The 21456-nt window shown below is 63.1% G+C and carries 20 protein-coding genes; 4 read left to right on the top strand and 16 right to left on the bottom strand.

Annotation, left to right across the window (positions count from 1 at the left end):
• Nucleotides 1–110: 110 nt before the first annotated feature.
• From UIB01_RS23090 to UIB01_RS13230, 9 genes are all read right to left on the bottom strand, one after another.
• Nucleotides 111–383: a hypothetical protein gene (locus tag UIB01_RS23090; RefSeq protein ID WP_146031073.1), complete on the bottom strand. Its 273-nt coding sequence runs from the start codon at nucleotides 381–383 to the stop codon at nucleotides 111–113.
• Nucleotides 384–1174: 791 nt separating this feature from the next.
• Entirely contained in the window at nucleotides 1175–2065 is an 891-nt protein-coding gene (locus UIB01_RS13195; protein WP_038661240.1) for an alpha/beta fold hydrolase, read from the bottom strand.
• Nucleotides 2066–2217: 152 nt separating this feature from the next.
• On the bottom strand, nucleotides 2218–3207 hold the full coding sequence (locus tag UIB01_RS13200; protein ID WP_038661243.1) for a TRAP transporter substrate-binding protein: 990 nt from the start codon (nucleotides 3205–3207) through the stop codon (nucleotides 2218–2220).
• A 54-nt stretch (nucleotides 3208–3261) separates the two neighbouring features.
• On the bottom strand, nucleotides 3262–4089 hold the full coding sequence (locus UIB01_RS13205; protein WP_038661246.1) for an HpcH/HpaI aldolase/citrate lyase family protein: 828 nt from the start codon (nucleotides 4087–4089) through the stop codon (nucleotides 3262–3264).
• A 20-nt stretch (nucleotides 4090–4109) separates the two neighbouring features.
• Nucleotides 4110–5315: a CaiB/BaiF CoA transferase family protein gene (locus tag UIB01_RS13210; RefSeq protein ID WP_038661249.1), complete on the bottom strand. Its 1206-nt coding sequence runs from the start codon at nucleotides 5313–5315 to the stop codon at nucleotides 4110–4112.
• Between the two features lie 130 nt (nucleotides 5316–5445).
• A complete protein-coding gene (locus UIB01_RS13215; protein WP_038661253.1) occupies nucleotides 5446–6798 on the bottom strand; it encodes an MmgE/PrpD family protein in 1353 nt (450 codons plus the stop codon).
• Entirely contained in the window at nucleotides 6795–7199 is a 405-nt protein-coding gene (locus tag UIB01_RS13220) for a VOC family protein (RefSeq protein WP_038661256.1), read from the bottom strand. Before UIB01_RS13220 ends, UIB01_RS13215 begins: the two co-directional genes overlap by 4 nt.
• A 114-nt stretch (nucleotides 7200–7313) precedes the next feature.
• Nucleotides 7314–8477 carry an acyl-CoA dehydrogenase family protein gene (locus UIB01_RS13225; protein WP_038661260.1) on the bottom strand — a complete coding sequence of 388 codons (1164 nt, stop codon included), beginning with the start codon at nucleotides 8475–8477 and terminating at the stop codon, nucleotides 7314–7316.
• 76 nt (nucleotides 8478–8553) lie between these two features.
• Nucleotides 8554–9375, bottom strand: a complete 822-nt coding sequence (locus UIB01_RS13230; RefSeq protein ID WP_038661263.1) for an HTD2 family dehydratase — start codon at nucleotides 9373–9375, stop codon at nucleotides 8554–8556.
• 125 nt (nucleotides 9376–9500) lie between these two features.
• Between UIB01_RS13230 and UIB01_RS13235 the strand changes: the two genes are divergently transcribed.
• The 3 genes from UIB01_RS13235 (at nucleotide 9501) to UIB01_RS13245 (ending at nucleotide 13250) form a co-directional block, all read left to right on the top strand.
• Entirely contained in the window at nucleotides 9501–10394 is an 894-nt protein-coding gene (locus UIB01_RS13235; RefSeq protein WP_038661267.1) for a LysR substrate-binding domain-containing protein, read from the top strand.
• 72 nt (nucleotides 10395–10466) lie between these two features.
• Nucleotides 10467–11792 carry a DUF2254 domain-containing protein gene (locus UIB01_RS13240; protein WP_038661270.1) on the top strand — a complete coding sequence of 442 codons (1326 nt, stop codon included), beginning with the start codon at nucleotides 10467–10469 and terminating at the stop codon, nucleotides 11790–11792.
• A 141-nt stretch (nucleotides 11793–11933) separates the two neighbouring features.
• Entirely contained in the window at nucleotides 11934–13250 is a 1317-nt protein-coding gene (locus UIB01_RS13245; RefSeq protein ID WP_038661273.1) for an MFS transporter, read from the top strand.
• 37 nt (nucleotides 13251–13287) lie between these two features.
• Here the strand turns inward: UIB01_RS13245 and arfB are convergent, their stop codons facing one another.
• A complete protein-coding gene (gene arfB / locus UIB01_RS13250; protein ID WP_038661276.1) occupies nucleotides 13288–13701 on the bottom strand; it encodes an alternative ribosome rescue aminoacyl-tRNA hydrolase ArfB in 414 nt (137 codons plus the stop codon).
• A gap of 136 nt (nucleotides 13702–13837) precedes the next feature.
• Here arfB and UIB01_RS13255 point away from each other — a divergent pair, with 136 nt between their 5' ends.
• Entirely contained in the window at nucleotides 13838–14881 is a 1044-nt protein-coding gene (locus UIB01_RS13255) for a metal-dependent hydrolase (protein ID WP_038661279.1), read from the top strand.
• A gap of 48 nt (nucleotides 14882–14929) precedes the next feature.
• On the opposite strand, the gene UIB01_RS13260 is transcribed toward UIB01_RS13255, so the two are convergent.
• From UIB01_RS13260 to UIB01_RS13285, 6 genes are all read right to left on the bottom strand, one after another.
• On the bottom strand, nucleotides 14930–16882 hold the full coding sequence (locus UIB01_RS13260; RefSeq protein WP_038661282.1) for a methyl-accepting chemotaxis protein: 1953 nt from the start codon (nucleotides 16880–16882) through the stop codon (nucleotides 14930–14932).
• Between the two features lie 248 nt (nucleotides 16883–17130).
• The gene (locus UIB01_RS13265; protein WP_038661284.1) at nucleotides 17131–18909 is read right to left on the bottom strand and encodes an ABC transporter ATP-binding protein; all 1779 of its coding nucleotides are present in this window, start codon (nucleotides 18907–18909) and stop codon (nucleotides 17131–17133) included.
• Nucleotides 18902–19531 (bottom strand): DsbA family protein, encoded by a 630-nt coding sequence (locus tag UIB01_RS13270; RefSeq protein WP_256044371.1) that lies wholly within the window; start codon nucleotides 19529–19531, stop codon nucleotides 18902–18904. The genes UIB01_RS13265 and UIB01_RS13270 overlap by 8 nt, the downstream gene beginning before the upstream one ends.
• Before the next feature lie 47 nt (nucleotides 19532–19578).
• Entirely contained in the window at nucleotides 19579–20514 is a 936-nt protein-coding gene (trhO, locus tag UIB01_RS13275) for an oxygen-dependent tRNA uridine(34) hydroxylase TrhO (protein WP_038661287.1), read from the bottom strand.
• A gap of 125 nt (nucleotides 20515–20639) precedes the next feature.
• On the bottom strand, nucleotides 20640–20936 hold the full coding sequence (locus UIB01_RS13280; RefSeq protein ID WP_038661290.1) for a BolA family protein: 297 nt from the start codon (nucleotides 20934–20936) through the stop codon (nucleotides 20640–20642).
• An 11-nt stretch (nucleotides 20937–20947) separates the two neighbouring features.
• Nucleotides 20948–21454, bottom strand: coding sequence for a DUF2059 domain-containing protein (locus UIB01_RS13285; RefSeq protein WP_038661291.1), 507 nt, complete (start codon nucleotides 21452–21454; stop codon nucleotides 20948–20950).
• Nucleotides 21455–21456 lie beyond the last annotated feature (2 nt).

A 21456-nucleotide genomic window follows, 5' to 3' on the forward strand; every position in this document is an offset into this window, starting at 1 on the left:
AGGCTTTCTCTGCATCATTACTAGTACCTCAGGGCTTTTTCTGAAGTGCTTTAATTTGCTCTACTGCCTCTTTTATTTCGTCGCTTGTGCTTGCTTCAACTTCAATGTCTTTAATTTTTATGCGAATTTTTCTTCCGTTCCGTGCCTTTATCCATACGCATGCAACGGTTGTAAGCGGTAATTAATGCTGCTGCGTTGTTAAAAATAAACTCGCCAAGTGGGCCACCACCGCCGACTGCACTATCCATGGCGAAGCAGCGCTGGCTAGTTGCATGTGCGCCCCTGGAGAATCTGCCCAGTTCTCTTTGATATTCTGGGCTGAAAATGTCGCTGTCTTCTTTTGATTTTACTAGGTGCAATTCAAAACTTTCTGGTGCGGACATTATTGTTCCTTGTGGGGTAGCCTAAAGTTTGGTTAAGGGGCGGGCTTTAGCCCGTCCCAGTGAGCGGAGCGAGCGATTTGAACCACTGGTTAGATGCATGGCACAAGCCTCAATCGCTTACGCACTTTATCTCCGCTTTGAGTATGTATGCTTTGCTGAAGAAAGGCATAACTCTGTCAATTGTTCTTGTTACATAACTTAGCTCAGTTCCAAGAACTTCCTCGCGCAACGCAATAAGCTCATGAACAATAATGTTCGATTTTTCTGGCGGAATCCTGGGATAGTTATAGAGTTCTGCCAAGAGCCAGCCGAGGCATGGGAATTCGGATTTTCGTTAACAGGAACGAATAGCGACTCTTCATGCGTTTCTATGCATGCTTTCTCGCTACCGTAATACATGTCAAATGCCATGATGGTTCCGTGATTTTTGAAACTGCACCTAACTATAATTAGACACCAAGTGGTGTATAAGACGCCGAACGGGCTTGGTGTATAAAATTCCGTTCGCCTTTCTCTCCGAGCCTCTAGCTCGGGCCTCTCAGGGACGCCGGTGTTTATACACCAGCTCCGGGAAGCATGAAATTGATGTCATCAAACCTTGCCTCGCCTGCGATCTTCCGCACACGCTCCACCATTGCCGTCTCGATAAGGCTTCGAGATTCCATGCCGTTTAGAGCCGCAGAAAAAAACTGGCAAGCACAAGCGGCAGGCCTAGCAGAGCCCTAGAAAAACCAACCACTGCAGGCCGGAAAACAGTTAGGTCTCGCCGCCCGCAGCATGTAGCAACGGGCTCAGTCCCCCTGACAGAACTGCAGAATCGCCTCGGCTACTGCCTGCGGCGCCTCGCGCTGGGGGAAATGGCCGACGCCTGGCAATAGCTGTCGGTGGTATGGGCCGCTGAACAAGGCCTCGCGCCCGGCCGAGGTTTCCGGTGCGTTGCAGGTATCGGCCTCGCCGTGCAGCACCAGCGTCGGCACGGCGAGCACCGGGGCCGGTTGCAGCAGCGCCTCGTCCGATGCATAGGCAGGATCGCCGTCGACGAAACCCCAACGGTGGCGATAGGAATGCAGTACCACGGCGGCCCAGTCCGGGTTGTCGAACGCCTCCAGCGCCTGGATTAAATCAGCCTCGGCGTACCAGCCGGCCGGTGACCAGGTATCCCACAGCAGCCGCGTGAAGGCCGCGCGATCCTCAACTACCGTCTGCTCGCCGCGCGGGGTGGCCATGTACCAGTGGTACCAGTAGTTGCGGGCCTGGCTGAGCGAGATGTGCTGGTTCGGGTCATTGGTGCCGTAGCCCACCGCGAGCATTACCAGCCGTGCGGCGGCGTGATGGCGCAGCCCGCAGGCATTGGCCACCGCCCGCGCGCCCCAGTCATGGCCGACCAGCACCGGCTGGTCGAGGCGCAATGCGTCGATGAAATCCAGCAGGTCACGGCCCAGCGCGGCGAGCTGGCCGCTGCGTGGGGTCAGCGGATCGATGAAGCGCGTCTGGCCGAAGCCGCGCAGTGTCGGGCACAGTACGCGATAGCCAGCCGCGGCCAATCGCTCGGCGACGGCTATCCAGCCTTCGGGGCAATCCGGCCAGCCATGCACGAGCACGGCGACCTGTTGGCCACGGGGATTCCATTCGAGATAAGCGATATCCAGCACCGGCGTGCTGACAAAGGCATAGCGACTCATGCCGGCGTCTCCTTACGTTGGTCGAGCGGCCAGCATAAGCGTTCGTCTGGGTAAAAAAAGCAGGCCCGTCTCATCTGCACGGGCGTCGCATGGTTGATCGAGAGGAACCTGGGCGAGATCACATTAGGCCCGCCCAGGCGAGTGAATTGGTGTCAGGAGCGATTGGCTGCCTGTGCCGCCTCGATCAGCTCGGCGCCGATGTCGTTCTCGAACTTCTTCCATACCGGCCGCATCGCCTCGCGCCACTGGGCGCGTTGCTCGGGGGTCAGTTCGATGATTTCGGTCTTGCCGGAGGCGGCGATGGCCTGGCGCGCCTGCTGGTTAAGGTCGTCGGCCTGGCGGTTCACCTCAGCGGTGACCTCTTCCATGATCGTTTCCAGCTCGCCGCGCACGTCTTCCGGCAGGCCGTTCCAGAACTTGGTGTTGGTAATCACCATGTAGTCGATCAGGCCGTGGTCGGAGGCGGTCATGTAAGGCTGGACCTCGTGCACCTTCTGGCTTTCATAGTTCGACCAGGTGTTCTCGGTGCCATTGACCACGCCGGTCTGCAAGCCCTGGTAGACCTCGGCGAAGCTCATCTTGCGGGGGTTGGCGCGCACCGCCTTGAACTGCTCGTCGAGCACTGCCGAGGCCTGTACGCGGAACTTCAGCCCGCGGGCATCCTTCGGCTCGCGCAGCGGCTTGTTCGCCGAGAGCTGCTTCATGCCGTTGTGCCAGTAGGCCAGGCCGGTGATGTTCTTGTCCTCCATCGCGCGCAGCAGCGCCTTGCCCTGCGGGCCGCTCTGAAAACGATCGGCAGCCGCCAGGTCATCGAACAGGAACGGCAGGTCATAGATCTGAATGGCCTTGGCGTAATGCTCGAACTTGGCCAGCGACGGCGCCAGCATGTGCACGTCACCGAGCAGCAGGGCCTCCATTTCCTTGCCGTCGCCGAACAGCGAGGAGTTCGGGTAGACCTCGACCTTCACCTTGCCCGGCAGGCGTTCCTCGGCGAACTTCTTGAACAGCAGGGCGCCCTGCCCCTTCGGTGTGTTGTCCGCCACCACATGGGCGAATTTGATGGTCACGGGGTCGGCATGCACCAGCCCGGCGATGGAGAAAGAAAGCGCGCAGGCGAGTGCCTTGAGCTTGTTACTCAGCATGGAAGTACCCTCTTGTTTTTGTCGATTGGTACGTTTCGCAGGCAAGCGTTGCGGTCAGGGCACCGCTTGCCCGGCACGTTGCAGCAGGCGACGGGCTCGGCCGATGACGGGGGCATCGACCATCTGTCCGTCCACCACGAAAACCCCATCGCCGGAGGCTCCGGCGGCGAGGATGCGTTGCGCCCAGTCCAGTTCCGCGGCACTGGGCATCAGGGTTTCGTGCACCACAGCCACCTGGCTCGGGTGGATGCACAGCAGGCCGCCAAAGCCCATGTCACGCGCGTCGGCAGCGGCGCGGGCGAGGCCTTCGAGGTTCTTGATGTCGGGAAAGACGCTGTCCAGCGGTGCTGCCAGCCCGGCCAATCGCGACTGCAACAGCAGCGCATAGCGTGCCTGGTCAAGCATGCGCTCGGCGCCGGCGGTGCCGTTGGCCAGGCCGAGATCGAGGCCCAGGTCCAGCGCGCCGAAGGACAGCCGCTCGACACCCTGGGCGTGGGCAATTTCCGCCAGGTTGGCCAGCCCGCGGGCGCTTTCGACGATTGGCCAGACCGGCTTGCCGCAGCTGGCCGCCAGCGCAACCTGCACCGCGCTTTCGACCTTCGGCAGCAGCACGCCGGCGACGCCGGCATGACGGGCGCAGAGCGCCAGGTCCGCGGCCTGCTCGGCATGGGTTGGCGCGTTGATGCGCACCAGCAGGCGCGCCGCCGGGTTGGCAGCCAGGAAGGCATCGAGGTTGCCCCTCGCCTCTGCTTTAAGGTTCTCCGCGACCGCATCCTCGAGGTCGACGATGACCGCGTCGGCGCCGCTCGCCAGTGCTTTGGGAATGCGTTCCGGGCGGGTCGCCGGGACAAACAGCGCGCTACGGATGATCGGTGAGTTCATGGGCTGGCTCCTGGGCACGCTCATACCGCGCCCTGCTCGTGCAAGCGCTGAATGTCCCCGGGGGCATAGCCCAGTTCGGCCAGCAGGCTATCGGTGTGCTGGCCCAGCGCGGGGATCGGGTCCATGCGCGGGGAAAAGGCGCTGTTGCGCCCCGGTGGCAGCAATGCCGGCAGGCGGCCGGACGGACTTTCCACCTCGCTCCAGCGCTGGCGGGCCTTGAGCTGCGGATGCGCCCAGACGCCGGCCATGTCGTTGACGTGGGCATTGGCGATTGGCGCGGCATCCAGCCGGGCAATCACCTCCTCGGCGTTCAGGCGGCCGAATGCCTCGACGATGAGCGCACGCAATTCGGTGCGATGCTCCGAACGCCGGGCATTGCTCGAGAAGCGCTCGTCCTGCGCCAGCTCCGGCTGCAGCAGCACCTTGTCGCAGAACGCCAGCCACTCGCGCTCGTTCTGCAGCCCGAGCATCACCGTGCCGCCGTCGCCGGTGGGGAACGGGCCGTAGGGGTAGATGGTGGCGTGCGCGGCACCGGCGCGCGGCGGCGGCGTCGCGCCGTTGTAGGCGTAGTACAGCGGGTAGCCCATCCACTCGACCAGGCTTTCGAGCATGGACACATCCACACGGCTGCCCTCGCCCGTCTTGTCGCGCAGCATCAGCGCCGAGAGCACTCCGGTGTAGGCGTACATGCCCGCGGCGATATCGGCAATGGAGCAGCCGGCCTTGGCCATCTCGGTCTCGCCCGGCCCGCCGGTGACGGAGAGAAAGCCGCCCTCGCTCTGGATCAGCAGGTCATAGGCCTTCTTCTGCTCGTAAGGGCCGCCCTCGCCGTAGCCGGAGATGTCGCAGACGATCAGCCGCGGAAAGCGCTCATGCAGCGCCTCGAAAGACAACCCCATGCGCGCGGCGGCGCCCGGAGCCAGGTTCTGCACCAGTACGTCGGCCTTGGCCAAGAGCTGGTCGAGCACCTGGGCAGCGGCGTCCTGCTTCACGTCCAGGCTCAGGCTTTCCTTCGAGCGGTTGGTCCAGACGAAATGCGAGGCCAGGCCGTCGACCCGCTCGTCGTAGCCGCGGGCGAAGTCGCCGGCACCGGGCCGCTCGATCTTGATCACCCGTGCGCCGAGGTCGGCCAGCTGGCGCGTGCAGAACGGCGCGGCGATGGCGTGCTCGAGGCTGACCACGGTGATGCCATCGAGTGGGCGGGGTTTGACTTGGGTGTCGTTCATGTTCGGTTCCTGCAATTTCGGCGTAGGGTGGAAATCGCCGAAGCCATTTCCACGCGTTTGTTCCAGCCCCTGGGGCTCTGGCGCCACATTGGTGGATAAGGCTTCGCCGTCATCCACCCTACGATTCAGTTCAGGCCAATGCGTCCAGCCGCTGCAGCTCGCGCAGGCGCCAGACCGTATCGATCAGCGCGCCCGCCTCGTCATCGCTGCGCGCCACGGAGAACTGCACCAGGCGGCGGAACTTGTCCTCCAGCTCGGCGCGGCTCAGCGTGTTGCCCGGGTCGCCCTTCGGCTCGTCGATGGCGCCGTGCAGCGTGCGGCCATCGGCGGTGGTCACTTCGACGCGACCGAGCCAGCGTGCCGGGTAGGTGCCGTCCACCTCGGGATCGAGCGTCATCGAGACCTTCTCGCGGAACTCGCCGACGCGCGGGTCGCTGAGCGCATGGCTGTGGAATTCGGTCAGGCCGGCCTTGCCGTACAGGGCGATCAGCCCCAGCACGGTGCCCATGGAGAATTTGGCTTGATGCACCGTCTGCGGCACCGTCACGCGGCCGAGCACGTCGATCGCGCCCTGGTGCACGCGGGTGGTGACCGAGGCGATGTCATCGGCCCCGAGCCCTTCGCGCTGCATCAGCGCCAGCAGCGCATCGGCCGCCGGGTGGGTATGCCGGCAGGAGGCGTGGAACTTGAACGAGGTTTCCGCCAGCGCCCAGCGGCTGCCGAGCCGGTCGGACAGCTTGCTCGGCTCGGCATCGCGGGACATGCCCGCCGCCATGCCCTGCTCGCCTTCGAGGATGTTCTGTGCGCCGGTCAGGCCCTCGGCGGTCAGGTAGGCGGCGAGCAGGCCATCGGCAGCCGCCTTGGCGGTGTGCAGTTGCTTGGAGTCCGCCGCGTCACGGAGAAACTCCCACAGCCCCGCCGCTTGCGTACCGGCGCTGCCGAGCAGATGGGTGAACTGCTGCTGGTCGAAATCCATCAGCTTGCCAACGGCCACCGCCGCGGCCAGGGCGCCGACGGTCGCGGTGGTGTGGAAGATGCGGTAATGCGAGCGGCCGAGGAACTCGCCGATGCGGATGCCCGCCTCGTAGCCGGCCACCGAGGCCACCAGCAGCTCGCGGCCGGACTTGCCGAGATCCTGCGCCGCCGCCAGCGCAGCGGGAAACACCACGGTGGCCGGGTGCAGCACGGAGCTGTTGTGCAGGTCGTCCTGCTCCACCAGGTGCGAGCTGGCGGCATTCACCAGAGCGGCGAAATAGGCCGAGCTGCTCTGGCCGTTGACCAGAATGCGCGCCGGCCCGTCGGCCGGGCCCATCTTCTGCGCGTAACGCTCGAACAGCGGAATCGGATGCGAGCCGGCGCTGGCCAGGGCCGAGCCGAGCCAGTCGAGAAAGAGGTCCTCGGTGCGGGCCAGCACCGGCTCGGGGATCTGCTCGTAGGTGAGCCCGGCAAGGAATTCGGTCAGGGCACGGGTGTGCTGGCTCATGCGTTGGGCTCCAGCGGATGCTCTAACGGATTGGACAGTTCGATGAGGTTGTGGTCGGGGTCGCGCAGGTACACCGAGCGGATCGGTCCGGTCGCGCCGGTGCGCTGCACAGGACCTTCAGCGATGGCGACCTGCTGCGCCTGGAGATGGGCGATCACCTGTTCCAGCGGCGTGGCGACGATAAAGCAGAGGTCCGCCGAACCGGGTGTCGGCCGCTCGGCCTTGGGCTCGAATTCGCGCCCGGCCTGGTGCAGGTTGATCTTCTGGTTGCCGAAGGCCAGCGCCTTGCGCCCTTCGCCGAAGGTCACCAACTGCATGCCGAGCACGCGGGTGTAGAAGTCGATCGTGGCCTCGAGGTCGGCGACGGTCAGTACCAGATGGTCGAGGTGGCTGATATCCATGACGCACTTCCCTCTTTCGTAGGGTGGAAATCGCGAGGCATTTCCACCGTCTGTGTCGTCTGTTCGATACGCGTGGAAAAGGCTTCGCCGTTTTCCACCCTACGTCTGGCTCCGTTAAAACGAACGCGGCAGCTCGAGCAAGTGCTCGGCCACGTACGACAGGATCAGGTTGGTGGAGATCGGCGCTACCTGATACAGCCGCGTCTCGCGGAACTTGCGCTCGACGTCGTATTCGTTGGCGAAGCCGAAGCCGCCGTGGGTCTGCAGGCAAGCGTTGGCAGCCTCCCAGCTGGCCTTCGCTGCCAGATACTTGGCCATGTTGGCCGCCGCTCCGGCGTTGCGCCCGGCGTCGTATTCCTCGCAGGCGCGCCAGCGCATCAGGTCGGCGGCCTCGATCTCGATATGCGCTTCGGCGATCGGGAACTGCACGCCCTGGTTCTGGCCGATGGGCCGGCCGAATACCACGCGATCGCGGGCGTACTGCGCGGACTTCTCGACGAACCAGCGGCCATCGCCGATGCACTCGGCGGCGATCAGCGTGCGCTCGGCATTCAGACCGTCAAGGATGTAGCGAAAGCCCTTGCCCTCCTCGCCAATCAGGCTACTGGCGGGAATTTCCAGGTTGTCGAAGAACAGCTCGTTGGTCTCGTGGTTGACCATGTTGGCGATCGGCTGCACGGTCAGGCCGTTGCCGATGGCCTCGCGCAGGTCGACGAGGAAGATCGACATGCCCTCGGACTTTCGCTGCACCTCGGCCAGCGGCGTGGTGCGTGCCAGCAGGATCATCAGGTCGGAATGCTGGATGCGCGAGATCCACACCTTCTGCCCGTTGATGACGTACTTGTCGCCCCGGCGCACGGCGGTGGTCTTGATCTTGGTGGTGTCGGTGCCGGTGGTCGGCTCGGTGACACCCATGGACTGCAGGCGCAACTCGCCGCTGGCCAGCTTCGGCAGGTAGTAGCGCTTCTGCTCCTCGCTGCCGTTTCTGAGCAGGGTGAACATGTTGTACATCTGCCCATGGATGGTCCCGGAGTTGCCGCCGCAACGGTTGACCTCCTCGAGGATCACCGAGGCCTCAGCCAGGCCCAGGCCCGAGCCGCCGTATTCTTCCGGGATCATCGCCGAGAGCCAGCCGGCCTCGGTCATGGCGGTGACGAAGGCTTCCGGGAAGCCCTTTTCCTCATCGATCCTGCGCCAGTATTCGGCGGGAAATTCGGCACAGAGGGCGCGCACGCCTTCGCGGATGAAATTCAGTTCTTCGGTCTTGTTCGGGTGCATCTCGGTTTCTCGCTTGTTCGTTGGGCGCGCATGGCCTCAGCGGTGGGTAAGGCTGCGCCGTTATCCACCCTACGGTTCAGTCGAATTCCGCTTCGGCTTTCTGCGCCAGGCCGTTGTGGTCGCCGGCCCAGAGCTCGGCCCTGCCCGGCGCGACGATGCGTCCGCCGACCTCGAACGGCTGCGGCGCGATCAGCGGGCGCAGGCCGCGATAGGCGAAGCGGCGCAGGCGGGCGTCGGGATTGGCGCGGCAGAAAGCGCGCAGGTTGAGCGTGGCGATCAGCGGCCCGTGCACAACCAGGCCGGCATAGCCTTCGGTCTCGGTGACGTAGGGCCAGTCGTAATGGATGCGATGGCCGTTGAAGGTGACCGCCGAGTAGCGAAACAGCAGCGTCGGCGTCGGCGTCACCGCTTCGCGCCAGCCACCGGCGACCATGGGTTCGCCGCTGCTGGTCTTCGGCGGGGTGGGCTCGCGGTAGACGATGTCCTGTTCCTCACGAATAGCCAGACGGCTGTCCTGCAGGTAGTCGTGCTGCACGGTGACGAACAAGAGCGCACCGCTGCGGCCGTGCTTCTCCTCGATGTGCTTGATGGTGGATACCCGCCGCGCCTCGCCACCGGCTTCCAGCGGACGAATGAAATCGACCCGACCGCCAGCCCACATGCGGTTGCGGTTATCGGCCGGGGGCAGGAAGCCGCCGCGCGCCGGGTGACCGTCCTCGCCAAGGCCGCTCTCGGCGATGGGCTCCTGAAAGAAGCACCATTGCCACAACGGCGGCAAGGCTTCGCCATGAGCGGGCGTGGTTTCGCCGAAGGTGGCGGCGATGCGCATCAGCAGGTTGCGACTGAGCTGGTCGTGCACTTCTTCGCTGCGGCCAATCCAGGCAGAGATATCGGTCATTGCGGCTTCCGGTCGTTGTCTTTGTTTCACTGGAGAATGCAACGAAGGCGGCGTTCCGTGAATTTGTATTTACCGACACCGGCGTTCGCCTAAGCTGAACGCCGTTCCAAGTACCGGTAGCAAGCATGCATTTCGATCTGGCCGACCTGCGCCTGTTCATTCATATCGCCGAATCCCCAAGCCTTACCCAGGGCGCACGCCGCGCGCACCTGTCGCCAGCGGCGGCCAGCGCACGCATCAAGGCGCTGGAAACCCAGCTCGACAGCCGCCTGCTCTACCGCGACAGCCGCGGTGTCGAGTTGACGCCGGCCGGGCACAAGCTGCTGCAGCACGCGCGGCTGATCATGCGCCAGGTGGATTACCTGAAAAGCGAGTTCGCCGAATACGGCACCGACTCAGCCGGACATATCCGCATCTTCGCCAACACCACGGCTGTAACCGAATTTCTGCCAGAGGTGCTAGCTGGCTTCCTCGCCGAGCGCCCCGGCGTCACGGTGGACCTGCAGGAACGACTGAGCCGCGACATCGTCCGCGGCGTGCTGGACGGCAGCACCGACATGGGCATCATCGCGGGCCCGGTGCAGGCCGAAGGGCTGCAGGTATTGCACTTCAGCACCGACCGCCTGCTGCTGGCGGTGCCGGTCGGGCATCCGCTGGCCGGGGAAGCACAGGTCACGCTGCGCCAGACCCTGACCTATCAGCACATCGGCCTGCACGAGGGCAGCACGCTGCTGACCTTTCTGCGCGATCAGGTGGAAACGCTCGGCAGCCAGCTATCACTGCGCATCCAGGTTTCCAGCTTCGAGGCGGTGTGCCGGATGATCGAGGCCAGCGTCGGCATCGGCATCATTCCCGAGTCCGCGGCGCGCCGACACAGCCGCACCATGCAGCTGGCGCTGGTGGAACTGGACGAACCCTGGGCGGTGCGCGAGCGCAGCATTCTGGTCCGAGAACTGGACGCCCTGCCCGGTAGCGTCCGTGCGCTGATTGCGACCCTGGTTCCCAACGACGAGGCCTGAGCGAACGTTACGTCCCGGATGCTGCCGAAAGGCGGGTAGCCCCGCTTCGGCGGACCATCGCAGGGAGCCACCATGTCCGCACTGACCAACCGGCTGTTTCGGTTGTATCACCGAGTCACCGGCAGCATCGCCTTCTATCCGACACTGATCGCCCTGAGCCTGGGAATCCTGTGTGTCGTCACAATCCTCTTGGAGATGACCTGGCTGCAGCCGTACAAGGAGGACCTTGACCTGGGACTGGTGAAGAATGCCGAGAACGCCCGGCTGATCCTCGGCACCCTGGTCGGCGGGATCATTTCGCTGATGGTGTTCAGCTTTTCCATGGTGATGGTGGTGCTTAACTCGGCCGCCTCGTCGCTGTCGCCGCGGGTCATTCCCGGGCTGATCAGCAGCCGCAGCCACCAGATCGTACTCGGCGTCTATCTCGGCACGATCATCAATTCGCTGATGCTGATCTCGACGATTCAGGAAGGCGACGACATCAACGTACCGAGCCTGGGCATCTTCCTGGCGCTGGGACTCGCGGTGATCTGTCTGTGCCTGTTCGTGTACTTCATCCGCTCCATTTCACTGTCGATCCAGGTGGATTTCATCCTCAACCGGGTCTACAAGCAGACCCACGCCCAGCTGCAACAGCGTCTTGAGCGACTGGAGCACTGCGAGGTCGCCGATTGGCCGGACGACAGCGGCTGGCAGACCATCCGGGCACGGCGTTCCGGCTACTTCAAGGCGCTGAATGCCGCTGCGGCACAGGATCTGCTAAACGAGCAGGACGCCTGCATGACCGTGCAAGTGCACTACGGTTTCTTCGTCATGCCTGGCCACCCGCTGATACGGTTGAGCCGGGAACTGGACGAGCAATGCGTGGCGCAGTTGCTCGACTGTTTCGATTTCTACGTCGAGGAATACGCCCACCGGCATTTCTTCTTTGGTTTCAAGCAGATCATCGAAATCGCGGTGCGGGCGCTGAGCCCAGGTATCAATGACCCCGGAACGGCGATCAAGGCGATCGACATGATGGGCGTGCTGCTCAGCGAACGGATGAGGCTGCCGGACCACGATGTCGCGCCCGAGCAAGGCGCACCACGGATCTATCTCAGAGAGTTCGATCTGCATCAAATGCTCCTGCTGGCCTTCGGCTCGTTGCGCGCTTACGGCAAGGAGGACCTGCAGGTGCTGCTGAGCCTGCTTCAGGCGTGCAAGAACTTGCTGTTCAGCGCAACCAACGCTGGGGACGAACGCGTAATTCTGCGCCACGCTCAGGCGATCCTCGAGCAGGCAGCCGTCTCGCTGGACGGCGCGCTGGATCGCCAGGCCGTCGCCGAGGCGGTGCGGTTGTTGAACCAGGCCGTGCGCCACGCCGAGCCGCTGGAGAACACGCTGACACGGGAGTCCTGACGATGTGTTCAACTCCGTCCGCGAGCATGGCGCTCTCAAACTCGTGAAACTCATTAAAAATCAAAAAGTTGCATCGCATCACTCGCAACGGAAAAGGCGATTCGGCTTGTTTTCAGTTATCTCGTTATTTAGGGTGTCCCGATGAAAACCTTGATCGCACCTATCAGCTCCCTGCTCGCTGGCGTGGCGCTGCTTCTGCTCGGGCACGGGCTGCTCAATACTCTGCTCACGTTGCGCGGCGTGGCCGAAGGCTACTCCACCGGGATGATCGGTCTGCTGATGTCCGGCTACTTTGCCGGCTTTCTCATCGGCACCTGGCTGGCGCCCTCGCTGATCCGCCGCATCGGCCACATTCGCACCTTCGCCTTTTATGCCGCGCTGGCGGCGGTCGCCGTGCTGGTGCACGTGCTGATCGTCAACCCGTGGGTGTGGCTGGTGCTACGGGTGCTCTACGGGGTGTCGCTGGTCACGCTGTACATGGTCATCGAAAGCTGGCTGAACGCGCAGGTCAGTGGCGAGAAGCGCGGCCAGGTGTTCGCCCTGTACATGGCGGTCAACCTCGGCGCGCTGGCGGCTGCACAGCAGCTGTTGAGCCTCGACACGCCGATGAATTTCACGCTGTTCGCGCTGGCGGCCATCCTCATCAGCAGCGCGCTGATGCCGATCACGCTGACGCGCCAGGCGCAACCTGCGCTGCCGGACATGCCAGCCACCGACTTGCTGCAACTGGCGCGCATCGCCCCGCTGCCGTTGATGGCGGCCGGTATTTCCGGGCTTACGCTGGGCGGCTTCTGGGGCCTGGCGCCGGTGTACGCGAGCCAGGTCGGCTTCGACGCAGCCGGTGTCGGCCTGCTGATGAGTATTACGATTCTCGGCGGCGCGGTGCTGCAATGGCCGATCGGGCTGTTCTCGGACAAGCATGATCGGCGCGTCGTGCTGCTCTGGGTGGTGGCGATCGCAGCGGTCCTGGCGCTGGTGATCACGCCGATCCTGTCCGGTTCGCTACTGCTGGGGCTGATGTTTCTCTGGGGCGGGCTGGCGTTTTCGATCTATTCGATCGCCGTTGCGCAGATGGTCGATCAGTTGCACCCGGACGAAATCCTGTCAGGCTCCAGCGGCCTGTTACTGGCCAACGGCTTCGGTGCGGCGTTCGGCCCGGTGGTAGCCGGTGGGCTGATGCACCTGTTCGGCCACATCGCCCTGCCGCTGTTCTTCGCTGTGTCGCTGGGCGTCCTCGCGATCTACTCGTTCTGGCGCCCGCGCCGCGTAGTGGACCTGGTGACCGAACCGCACGGCCATTTCACGCCGATGCTGCGTACCAGCCACACCGTGCTGGAGTTGATGCCCGACACCCCGGAAGTCGAAGCTGCACCGGCATCGGCCAACGAGGCGGAGATGGTCGACGAACACCCGGCCGCGCAGGAAGAGCCGCTTCCACCACGTACCGGCACGCTGTAGTCGGCTGCTTCGCGGGCGGCGTGGCGACACAGACCGATCAGAAGTCGACCTTGCCTCGCCCTGCCTTGATCGCGCCGCGCTTGGTCTTGCCTTCGAGCCGGCGCTTCTTCGAGCCGAGCGTCGGCTTGGTCGGGCGGCGCGCCTTCTCCACCTTGGCCACGCTGCGAATCAGTTCCGCCAGCCGTTCCAGCGCATCGAGGCGGTTCTGCTCCTGGGTTCGATACCGCTGCGCCTTGATGACAACCACGCCCTCGCTGGTGATCCTACTGTCACGCAGCGCCAGCAGCCGCTCCTTGTAGAACGGCGGTAACGAAGACGCCAGGATGTCGAAGCGCAGGTGCAAGGCACTGGAGACCTTGTTGACGTTCTGCCCGCCCGCACCTTGGGCGCGGATGGCAGTCAGTTCGATCTCTGCATCCGGCAACTGCACGGCATTGGAAATTTCCAGCATGAAAGCTCGCGGCGGACGATGGGCGTCGGTGATTGTCCTATGACCTGCGCGCCACCGACACACTTTTTAGAACATTGGCCGTCAGCTGCCGGCAGCCGTTCGGCTAAGGTAAACGCCCGCCCCAACGGATCAGAACATGGACTCGATCACCCAGGCTCTACTCGGCGCCAGCGTGCAAGGTGCGATGCTCGGTCGCTGGCAAGGTCGCAAGGCGCTCGCTTACGGCGCTGTGCTCGGCACCCTGCCGGACCTCGATGTGGTCATCGACTACGGCGATGCGGTCGCCAACATGACCTATCACCGTGGCTTCAGCCATTCGCTGTTCGTGCTGAGTCTGCTCGCGGTGCTGCTGACCTGGCTGATCAGGCGATTCCGCCCAGACGAGCGCTACTCCGGAACGCGACTTTTCCTCACGATCTGGCTGGTGCTGATCACCCACGTCCTGCTGGACGCCTTCACCAGCTATGGCACGCAGTTGCTCTGGCCACTGACCACGCCGCCTATCGCCTGGTCCAGCGTGTTCATCATCGACCCGCTGTACAGCGTGCCATTGCTCGTTGCGGTGCTGGCGGGTCTGCTAGTCGGGTTGCGCGGGCGCACAGCCAGATGGCCCGCCTACGCCCTGGCCGTCTCCACCTTTTATCTGGCCTTTACCCTCGCCGGCAAACAGATGGCCGAGCATCGTGTGCAGACGACCATGGCCAGCCAGGGTATTCAGGCGGAGCAGATGTTCAGCACACCGACACCCTTCAACAGCCTGTTGTGGCGGGTGATCCTGGTGGATGGCGAGCATTATTATGAAACGCTGGTCAGTTGGTGGGACGACGCACCGCCCAGCCTAGTAAGGCTGCCGCGCAACGCGCAGCTGGCCGCAGAGCTCGATGGCTCGGCGCAGCATGAACGACTGAAGTGGTTTAGCGGAAACGTGCTGCGCTACGATGTGGATGGCGAACAGCTGCTGGTGACTGACCTGCGACTGGGCATGACCGGCTTTCATCCATTCCGCTTTCCGCTGGCAGAACGCTCTGCCGAAGGTTGGCAGCTAATCGCGCAACCCGAACGACTGCCGGCCAATCGCGGCGACATGGGCCGCCTGATCAGCCTGTGGCAACGCATCTGGCAGCAAGAGCCTGCGCTACCTCTGGCTACCTGGGCGGCCGAGCTGAACGGAAGTCGCTGAACAGGCGGCTCGAGAAACCCGAGCTGCCTACCTCCCAGCATCGGTAAATCAGGTGCGGAATTGACGAACCAGTTGCTGCAGTTCCAGACCGAGACGTGCCAGCTCAGCGCTGGCCCCAGCTGTCTGTTCAGTGGCGCTGGCGCTCTGATCGCCGATATCCCGCACGCGCGTCACGCTCTCAGAGATGTTTTCCGCTACAGCGCTCTGCTGCTCGGCCGCTGCAGCAATCTGCTGGTTCATCTGCTCGATGGTCGACACCGACTCGGTGATCCGGCCCAGCGCGACCCCGGCCTCGTTGGCCAGGTCCACGGTGCGCTGGGTGAGGTCACGACTGCTCTGCATCTGCTCCACCGCCTGCTGCGCAACACGCTGCAGATTGGCGATCAGCCCTTCGATTTCCTCGGTGGAATCATGGGTACGCCGCGCCAAGGCACGGACCTCGTCGGCCACCACGGCGAAGCCGCGGCCCTGCTCGCCGGCACGAGCCGCTTCGATGGCCGCATTGAGCGCCAACAGGTTAGTCTGCTCGGCAACCGCACGAATCACCTCGAGCACGCTGCCGATCCGACCGCTTTCGGCATGCAGCGCCTCGATGGCATGCGCCGACTGATCCACCTCGCCGGCTAGATTGCCGATTTGCCCGACAGCATCCTGCACCACTCGATCGCCCTGACGCGCCTGCTGATCCGCCTGTCGCGCGGCAATGGACGCCTGCTCTGCATTGCGCGCCACCTCCTGCACGGTGGCGGCCATCTCGTGCATCGCAGTGGCCACCTGCTCGGTTTCGACACGCTGGGTCTGTACGCCGGCACTCGTCTGCGCCGTCACGGCCGAGAGCTGATCGGCGGCGGCGGCGATCTGGCTGACGCCACCCCCGATGCGGCCGATCAGGTTGCGCAGGCTTTCGGTCATGCCATGCATGGCGTTCTGCAGCTGCCCAACCTCATCACGCCGTGCGCTGGCCTGGGAGTACGTCAGGTCGCCATTGGCGACACGCTGAGCCTGCTGAACGGTGCTGCGCAGCGGGCCGACGATCATTCGCGAAATGACCGTGGCAGCCAGCAACCCGAAAACGATGGCCAGCGCACCGATCACGCTGAGCAACATGTAGCTGCTACGCCGTTGCTGCTGCATCGCCTTGCTGGCATTGGCCAGTGCCTCGTCAGCGGCAGCAATCACCACTTCGGATTGCTGGGCCATGGAGCGTTCGAGCGCGAGCCGCTCGCCACGATTCTGCCGAAACTCATCGAATGCGACGCGGTACTGCTCCAGTTCGGCGAGCGCCTTGCTCATCGAGGCCTGCTGATCGTCGTTCAACCAGACCTTCAGGTTGCTGCCGATGGCCGTGACGTTCCCGTGCAGCGCGCTCCAGCTTTGCGCCGCTGCGTCGGAGCTGTTGGCCACATAGACGTTCTCCAGAGTGCGCATGTCGAGGACCTGCTTGGTCAGACCGGATGTCGCCTCGGCAATCGTCAACGGGTCGCTGCCCTTGAGCCGATCGCCCTCCAGACGCAGCACTCGTACCGCGTCGTACATATCCAGCTCGATGAACTCGAACTCCTCACGACTGACCTGCGCGGCATTCTGCATGCGCGTGCGCAGCGCCACTCCCCGCTCGATCAGCTGCATATAGCGGTCAAACTGTCGTACATATTCGTCCGCAGCCTGGCTGATCCGATCCAGATAGCCTCGCTCCGTTGCGCTGGAACTGGAGGCCATGCCAGCCAGTTCCGTATTGAGCTGCTGCAACGAGCTGTGCAACGCGTCGGCCGAAGACTTCTGGCGAGTCAGGGCGAAGTCGCGCTCGGCGCCACGGGCGGCCAGGATCGATGCGTTGACGCTGGACAGTTGCTCGATCTGTTGCGCCCGGCCGAGGATTTCATCGACCGCAACGAAGCCGGTACCGGCCACGCCGAGCGTCAGCAGCAATACCAGGCCGAAGCCGCAGATGAGCTTTTTGCCAACGGAGAGATTGGTGAAGAGATTCAGTACTGGTTCCATCAGAAGGGTTCCGCAACAAAGGGCACATCGGGAAGTCGGCAGAGGTTACTAATAGTTGAGCGTCCAGACAGGATATTTTGGCGCCTCAAGACTGACGGTAGTAGCGATCCTTGAACTGCCGGTGCGATCAACCTCTCGGTCGGGATAGTCGCTCCGATACATTCGCCGTCCAGAGGCTGGAGGATCACGCCAAATCCTGCGTTGGCGAGTAGTCCGCGCTGCGGGTAAACGCTGACGTGGGTACGCTTCTAGTGCTGAAGATGCCCGTAGAGCCGAGCGTACAGCCCGCCGTCAGCGATAAGCTGCTGGTGATCGCCGTCTTCGGCGATGCGGCCACCGTCGAAGACCAGCACGCGATCAGCCTGTTTCACCGCCGACAACCGGTGGGCGATGATCAGCGTCGTGCGTCCCTGGAGGAAGCGGTTGAGCCCCTGATGCAGCGCATACTCGGTCGCCGCATCGAGCGCCGAGGTGGCCTCGTCGAGGATCACGACTTTCGGCTCGGCCAGGATCATGCGTGCGACAGCCAGCCGTTGCCGCTGCCCACCGGAAAGGCGCACGCCGGAGCGGCCCACGATGCTGTCCAGACCGTTCGGTAACTGGCGAATCGTATCGGCCAATTGAGCGATCTCCAGCGCACGCCAGCACGCATCATCATCGCGCTCGCGGCCCATCATCAGATTGGCCCGAACTGTGTCGTTGAACAGCGCCGGGTGTTGCAGCACGACCGCAACGTTGTCGCGCACGGTACCCAGCCCGATCTCTTCAATCGGCACGCCGCCAAAACGAATTTGCCCGGCTTGCGGCTGATACAGCCCCAGCAGCAACTGCACCAGGGTGCTTTTGCCTCCGCCGCTCGCCCCGACGATGGCGACCTTCTCACCAGGTGCGATGCTGAGGTCGAGGCCCTCGAGCACCGGTTCGTCCTGATAGGCGAACTGTAAGCCACGCACCTCGATCGCCACCGTTGTCTGCCCCGCAAAGGGATCGTGTCCGCCGGGATACTGCGGCTCGTCCGCGCGCGCCAGCAGCTGATTGATACGGCCCAGCGCACCACCGGCAGCGTAGAAGGCGTACTGCAGGCTCAGCAGTTGCTCCACGGGGCCGATCATGAACCAGAGGTAGCTGAACACTGCCAGCATCTGGCCGATCGACAGGTCGGAAAACAGCACGGTGAGCATCGCGGCGGCGCGGAACACGTCGATGCCAAACTGGAACAACAGGCCACTGGCACGGTTGGATGCGTCCGTCTTCCATTGCGAGGCTACTGCGTAGTCCCGCACCTCTCGTGCGCGCAGCCCCAGACGGCCGAGGAAGAATCCCTGGCGATTACCAGCACGCACCTCCTGGATCGCATCAAGGGTTTCCGTCAGCGCCTGGGTGAAACGCGACGTACTGTCGTTCTCCAGCTTCTTAAGGTGCTTTACCCGCTTGCCCAACTGCACGGTGGCGTAGATCACCAGCGGATTGAACAAGAGGATCAACAATGCCAGCTGCCAGTGCATCCACACCAGAATGGCGGCCGTGCCGATGATCGAAAGGACCGCGACGAGAAGACGGCTGAGCGTGTCGCCGATGAACTTGTCGATGGTCTCCAGATCGGTGACCAGATGGGCCGCAACCGTTCCGCCGCCGAGGCTTTCGTATTCCGCAAGGGCGATGCGCTTGAGGCGCTCGATCAGACGCACGCGAATGCGGTACACGATGTCCTTCGACAGCCGAGCAAACAGGCGCGCCTGCAGCACGTTGAACACCAGCGCCGAGGCCCGCAAGACCAGTGTGATACCCAGCATCAGCCCGATATAGCCCGCCGCGCTTTCCCAGCTGGCCGGCAGAAAGCGATTCATCACCTGTAACGCGGTATCGCCTGCACCGAGCAGCACCTCGTCGACCAGCAACGGCAGCAGCAACGGGATCGGCACGCTGCAGAGCGTCGCCAGCACGGCGACCAGGTTCGCCAGAATCAGTGCTTTGCGGTGGTGCAGCGCAAGCCGGCGAATTTCCGCCCAGCTGAGTTGGTCAGCCATGGGCGTTGCGCTCCAGCCAACGCTCCAGTAGCGGCGCCAGCGCAGGCAATGGCTGATAGCCGTTGGTGACCAGCGCCAGTTGCCCCTCGTGCTCGGCCAGCAACGTGGGGAAACCGGCTATGCCCAGATTCTCCACCCAGGTAAAGTCGGCCGCGGTTGCTTCCTTGGTGACCGGATCGTCATAACGCTCGGCGAACTGGCCCCGCGAAAGTCCTGCGGCCTCGGCCAGCTCCACCAACACTGATGGCTGAGTCACGTCGCGTCGGTGCTCGTAGAACGCCTGCTGGATCAGCAATGACAGCGGCCAGACGATGGCCTGATCGAGGGCGCGAGCCGCGACCAGGGCACGGCAAGCCGGCTCCGTGTCGTATACCAGCGCTTCAGGCAGACCCAGCTCCAGATCGAATGCCTGTCCCGTCGCCGAGTGCACGGCTTGCCAGTAGGCCAACGTGCGATCCCGCCCGGCCTGATCCATCACGACCCGCTCACGGCGCAGGCCGCCGACCCGCAGTCCGAGCGATACGCCCTGCTCCCTGGCTTGCTCGGCTAAGGCCGTCATTACCGGCGCGAACCCCCAGCACCAGGAGCACATCGGGTCCATTACATAGATCAATCGGGCCACTTCGTTCACTCCACTACTGCGTGACGTGCTGGCGCAGCGGCCAGTTATCAGCGATCCAATTCGCGCGGGTCGCGGCCGATCGGATGCGGCTGATTGCGCTGCCGCGCCAGCTCGATCTGCTTCTGCCGCTCACGTGCGCCGGCGCGCGTTTTCTCACTCAACTTGTCCCAGCAGTGTGGACAGCTGATACCCGGAGCGTAGTGCTGCGATTGCCGATCTTCCACGGATAGCGGAGCGCGGCATGCGTGACACAGATCGAAATCGCCGACACTGAGGTCATGACGGACGGTCACCCGGTTATCGAACACGAAGCAGTCACCCTGCCAGCGGCTTTGCGCTTCGGGCACATCTTCCAGATATTTGAGAATGCCACCCTTGAGGTGATAGACCTCTTCGAAGCCCTCACCGAGCATGTAGCTAGACGCCTTCTCGCAACGGATACCGCCGGTGCAGAACATCGCCACCTTCTTGTGCTTCGCCGGATCGTAGTGGGCCTTGATGTAGTCGGGAAACTCGCGGAACGACTTGGTCTTGGGATCGACAGCGCCCTCGAACGTACCGATCGCCACCTCGTAGTCGTTTCGCGTATCGATCAGCAGCACCTCGGGATCGGCGATGAGCGCGTTCCAGTCCTGCGGCTCCACGTAAGTGCCGACCCGCTTGTTGGGATCGACACCCTCAACGCCCAGCGTGACGATCTCTTTCTTCAGTTTGACCTTGGTGCGATAGAACGGCTGCTCGTCGCAGTACGACTCCTTGTGGTCGATATCGGCCAAGCGGGCATCGCGGCTGAACCAGTCGAGCAACGCATCGATGGCCTCGCGGGTACCGGACACCGTGCCATTGATGCCCTCTTCGGCAAGCAGCAGCGTTCCCTTGATGCTGTGTTGAAGGAGTGTTTCGAGCAGGGGTTCGCGCAGCGCAACGTAATCCGGCAGCGATACGAACTTGTACAACGCAGCCACAACAATTTTTTGAGTCATGTGTACTTCCACCAGTGGTCACCCGCGTAAAGGGTGGACCGGATACAAACGAAAACGCCGGCGTGGGCCGGCGCGAGCGGGAAGTTTAACAAAGAACGCGTAACACGGTCCTGCGCGACAAAGCCCTACTTATGTCCGCCGGCGCAAACCGGAGATGCAGGAACCGCCCGCTGTTGCGCCCATTCCTCAGGCGTATAGGTGTGCAAGGCAAGGGCGTGAATCTGTTGCATCAGGTCGCCCATCGCCGCGTATGCCTTTTGATGACGCTTAACCGAGTTCAGACCAGCAAACTGCGGGCTGACGATCACCGCCTTGTAGTGGGTTTCCAGTCCGCGGCTATGCGTATGGCTTTCATCTAGCACTTCGAGGTGTTCTGGCTGCAGAGCCTGCAGGGCATTCTGGATCAAATCGATTTTGCGCATTACAGGGTCTCTCAAGGCTTCTGTTTTTCGAGTTCGGCCGTCATGTCGGCTAGCAACTTGTTCACTTCCGGTACTGCACCTTCCAGCTTGGTCTGGGTGATCTGAGCGGAACGTGCATTAAGCTCTGGTAGCTTGGTAAGCATCTTTTTGCCGAGTGGGGACTGATAGAAGTCGATCAGCTGATTCAGCTCGATTTCGGAAAATTGGCTGGTATACAGGGCGACCAGATCGGGCTTCAGCTTGTCCCACCCTATAGCCTTGTCCAACGCCGTGTTGGCCTGAGCCTGGTAGCGCTCGAGCATCGCCTTCTTGCTGTCAGGCGCTTGAGCCTCAGCAAAGCGCTGCGCAAACATCTGTTGCACCTGGGCATAAACGGGTACGGCGAGGCGATCGGCATTGGCCAGCTGCAAGAAACGCTCTGCACTTCCTGCATGGCTCGCGCTATCAGCCAAGGCCGACGAACTGATACAGATAAATAGCATTGCAGAGCGCAAGGCCTGGGTACGAAACGTTGGCATTG

It is taken from the genome of Stutzerimonas decontaminans (assembly GCF_000661915.1).
In the GTDB taxonomy this organism is placed as follows: Bacteria; Pseudomonadota; Gammaproteobacteria; order Pseudomonadales; family Pseudomonadaceae; genus Stutzerimonas; species Stutzerimonas decontaminans.

Excerpts from the sequence above, each read along its gene's own strand:
- UIB01_RS23090 (WP_146031073.1), bottom strand. The coding sequence starts at position 383 with ATGTCCGCACCAGAAAGTTTTGAATTGCACCTAGTAAAATCAAAAGAA.
- UIB01_RS13195 (WP_038661240.1), bottom strand. The coding sequence starts at position 2,065 with ATGAGTCGCTATGCCTTTGTCAGCACGCCGGTGCTGGATATCGCTTAT.
- UIB01_RS13200 (WP_038661243.1), bottom strand. The coding sequence starts at position 3,207 with ATGCTGAGTAACAAGCTCAAGGCACTCGCCTGCGCGCTTTCTTTCTCC.
- UIB01_RS13205 (WP_038661246.1), bottom strand. The coding sequence starts at position 4,089 with ATGAACTCACCGATCATCCGTAGCGCGCTGTTTGTCCCGGCGACCCGC.
- UIB01_RS13210 (WP_038661249.1), bottom strand. The coding sequence starts at position 5,315 with ATGAACGACACCCAAGTCAAACCCCGCCCACTCGATGGCATCACCGTG.
- UIB01_RS13215 (WP_038661253.1), bottom strand. The coding sequence starts at position 6,798 with ATGAGCCAGCACACCCGTGCCCTGACCGAATTCCTTGCCGGGCTCACC.
- UIB01_RS13220 (WP_038661256.1), bottom strand. The coding sequence starts at position 7,199 with ATGGATATCAGCCACCTCGACCATCTGGTACTGACCGTCGCCGACCTC.
- UIB01_RS13225 (WP_038661260.1), bottom strand. The coding sequence starts at position 8,477 with ATGCACCCGAACAAGACCGAAGAACTGAATTTCATCCGCGAAGGCGTG.
- UIB01_RS13230 (WP_038661263.1), bottom strand. The coding sequence starts at position 9,375 with ATGACCGATATCTCTGCCTGGATTGGCCGCAGCGAAGAAGTGCACGAC.
- UIB01_RS13235 (WP_038661267.1), top strand. The coding sequence starts at position 9,501 with ATGCATTTCGATCTGGCCGACCTGCGCCTGTTCATTCATATCGCCGAA.
- UIB01_RS13240 (WP_038661270.1), top strand. The coding sequence starts at position 10,467 with ATGTCCGCACTGACCAACCGGCTGTTTCGGTTGTATCACCGAGTCACC.
- UIB01_RS13245 (WP_038661273.1), top strand. The coding sequence starts at position 11,934 with ATGAAAACCTTGATCGCACCTATCAGCTCCCTGCTCGCTGGCGTGGCG.
- arfB (WP_038661276.1), bottom strand. The coding sequence starts at position 13,701 with ATGCTGGAAATTTCCAATGCCGTGCAGTTGCCGGATGCAGAGATCGAA.
- UIB01_RS13255 (WP_038661279.1), top strand. The coding sequence starts at position 13,838 with ATGGACTCGATCACCCAGGCTCTACTCGGCGCCAGCGTGCAAGGTGCG.
- UIB01_RS13260 (WP_038661282.1), bottom strand. The coding sequence starts at position 16,882 with ATGGAACCAGTACTGAATCTCTTCACCAATCTCTCCGTTGGCAAAAAG.
- UIB01_RS13265 (WP_038661284.1), bottom strand. The coding sequence starts at position 18,909 with ATGGCTGACCAACTCAGCTGGGCGGAAATTCGCCGGCTTGCGCTGCAC.
- trhO (WP_038661287.1), bottom strand. The coding sequence starts at position 20,514 with ATGACTCAAAAAATTGTTGTGGCTGCGTTGTACAAGTTCGTATCGCTG.
- UIB01_RS13280 (WP_038661290.1), bottom strand. The coding sequence starts at position 20,936 with ATGCGCAAAATCGATTTGATCCAGAATGCCCTGCAGGCTCTGCAGCCA.
- UIB01_RS13285 (WP_038661291.1), bottom strand. The coding sequence starts at position 21,454 with ATGCCAACGTTTCGTACCCAGGCCTTGCGCTCTGCAATGCTATTTATC.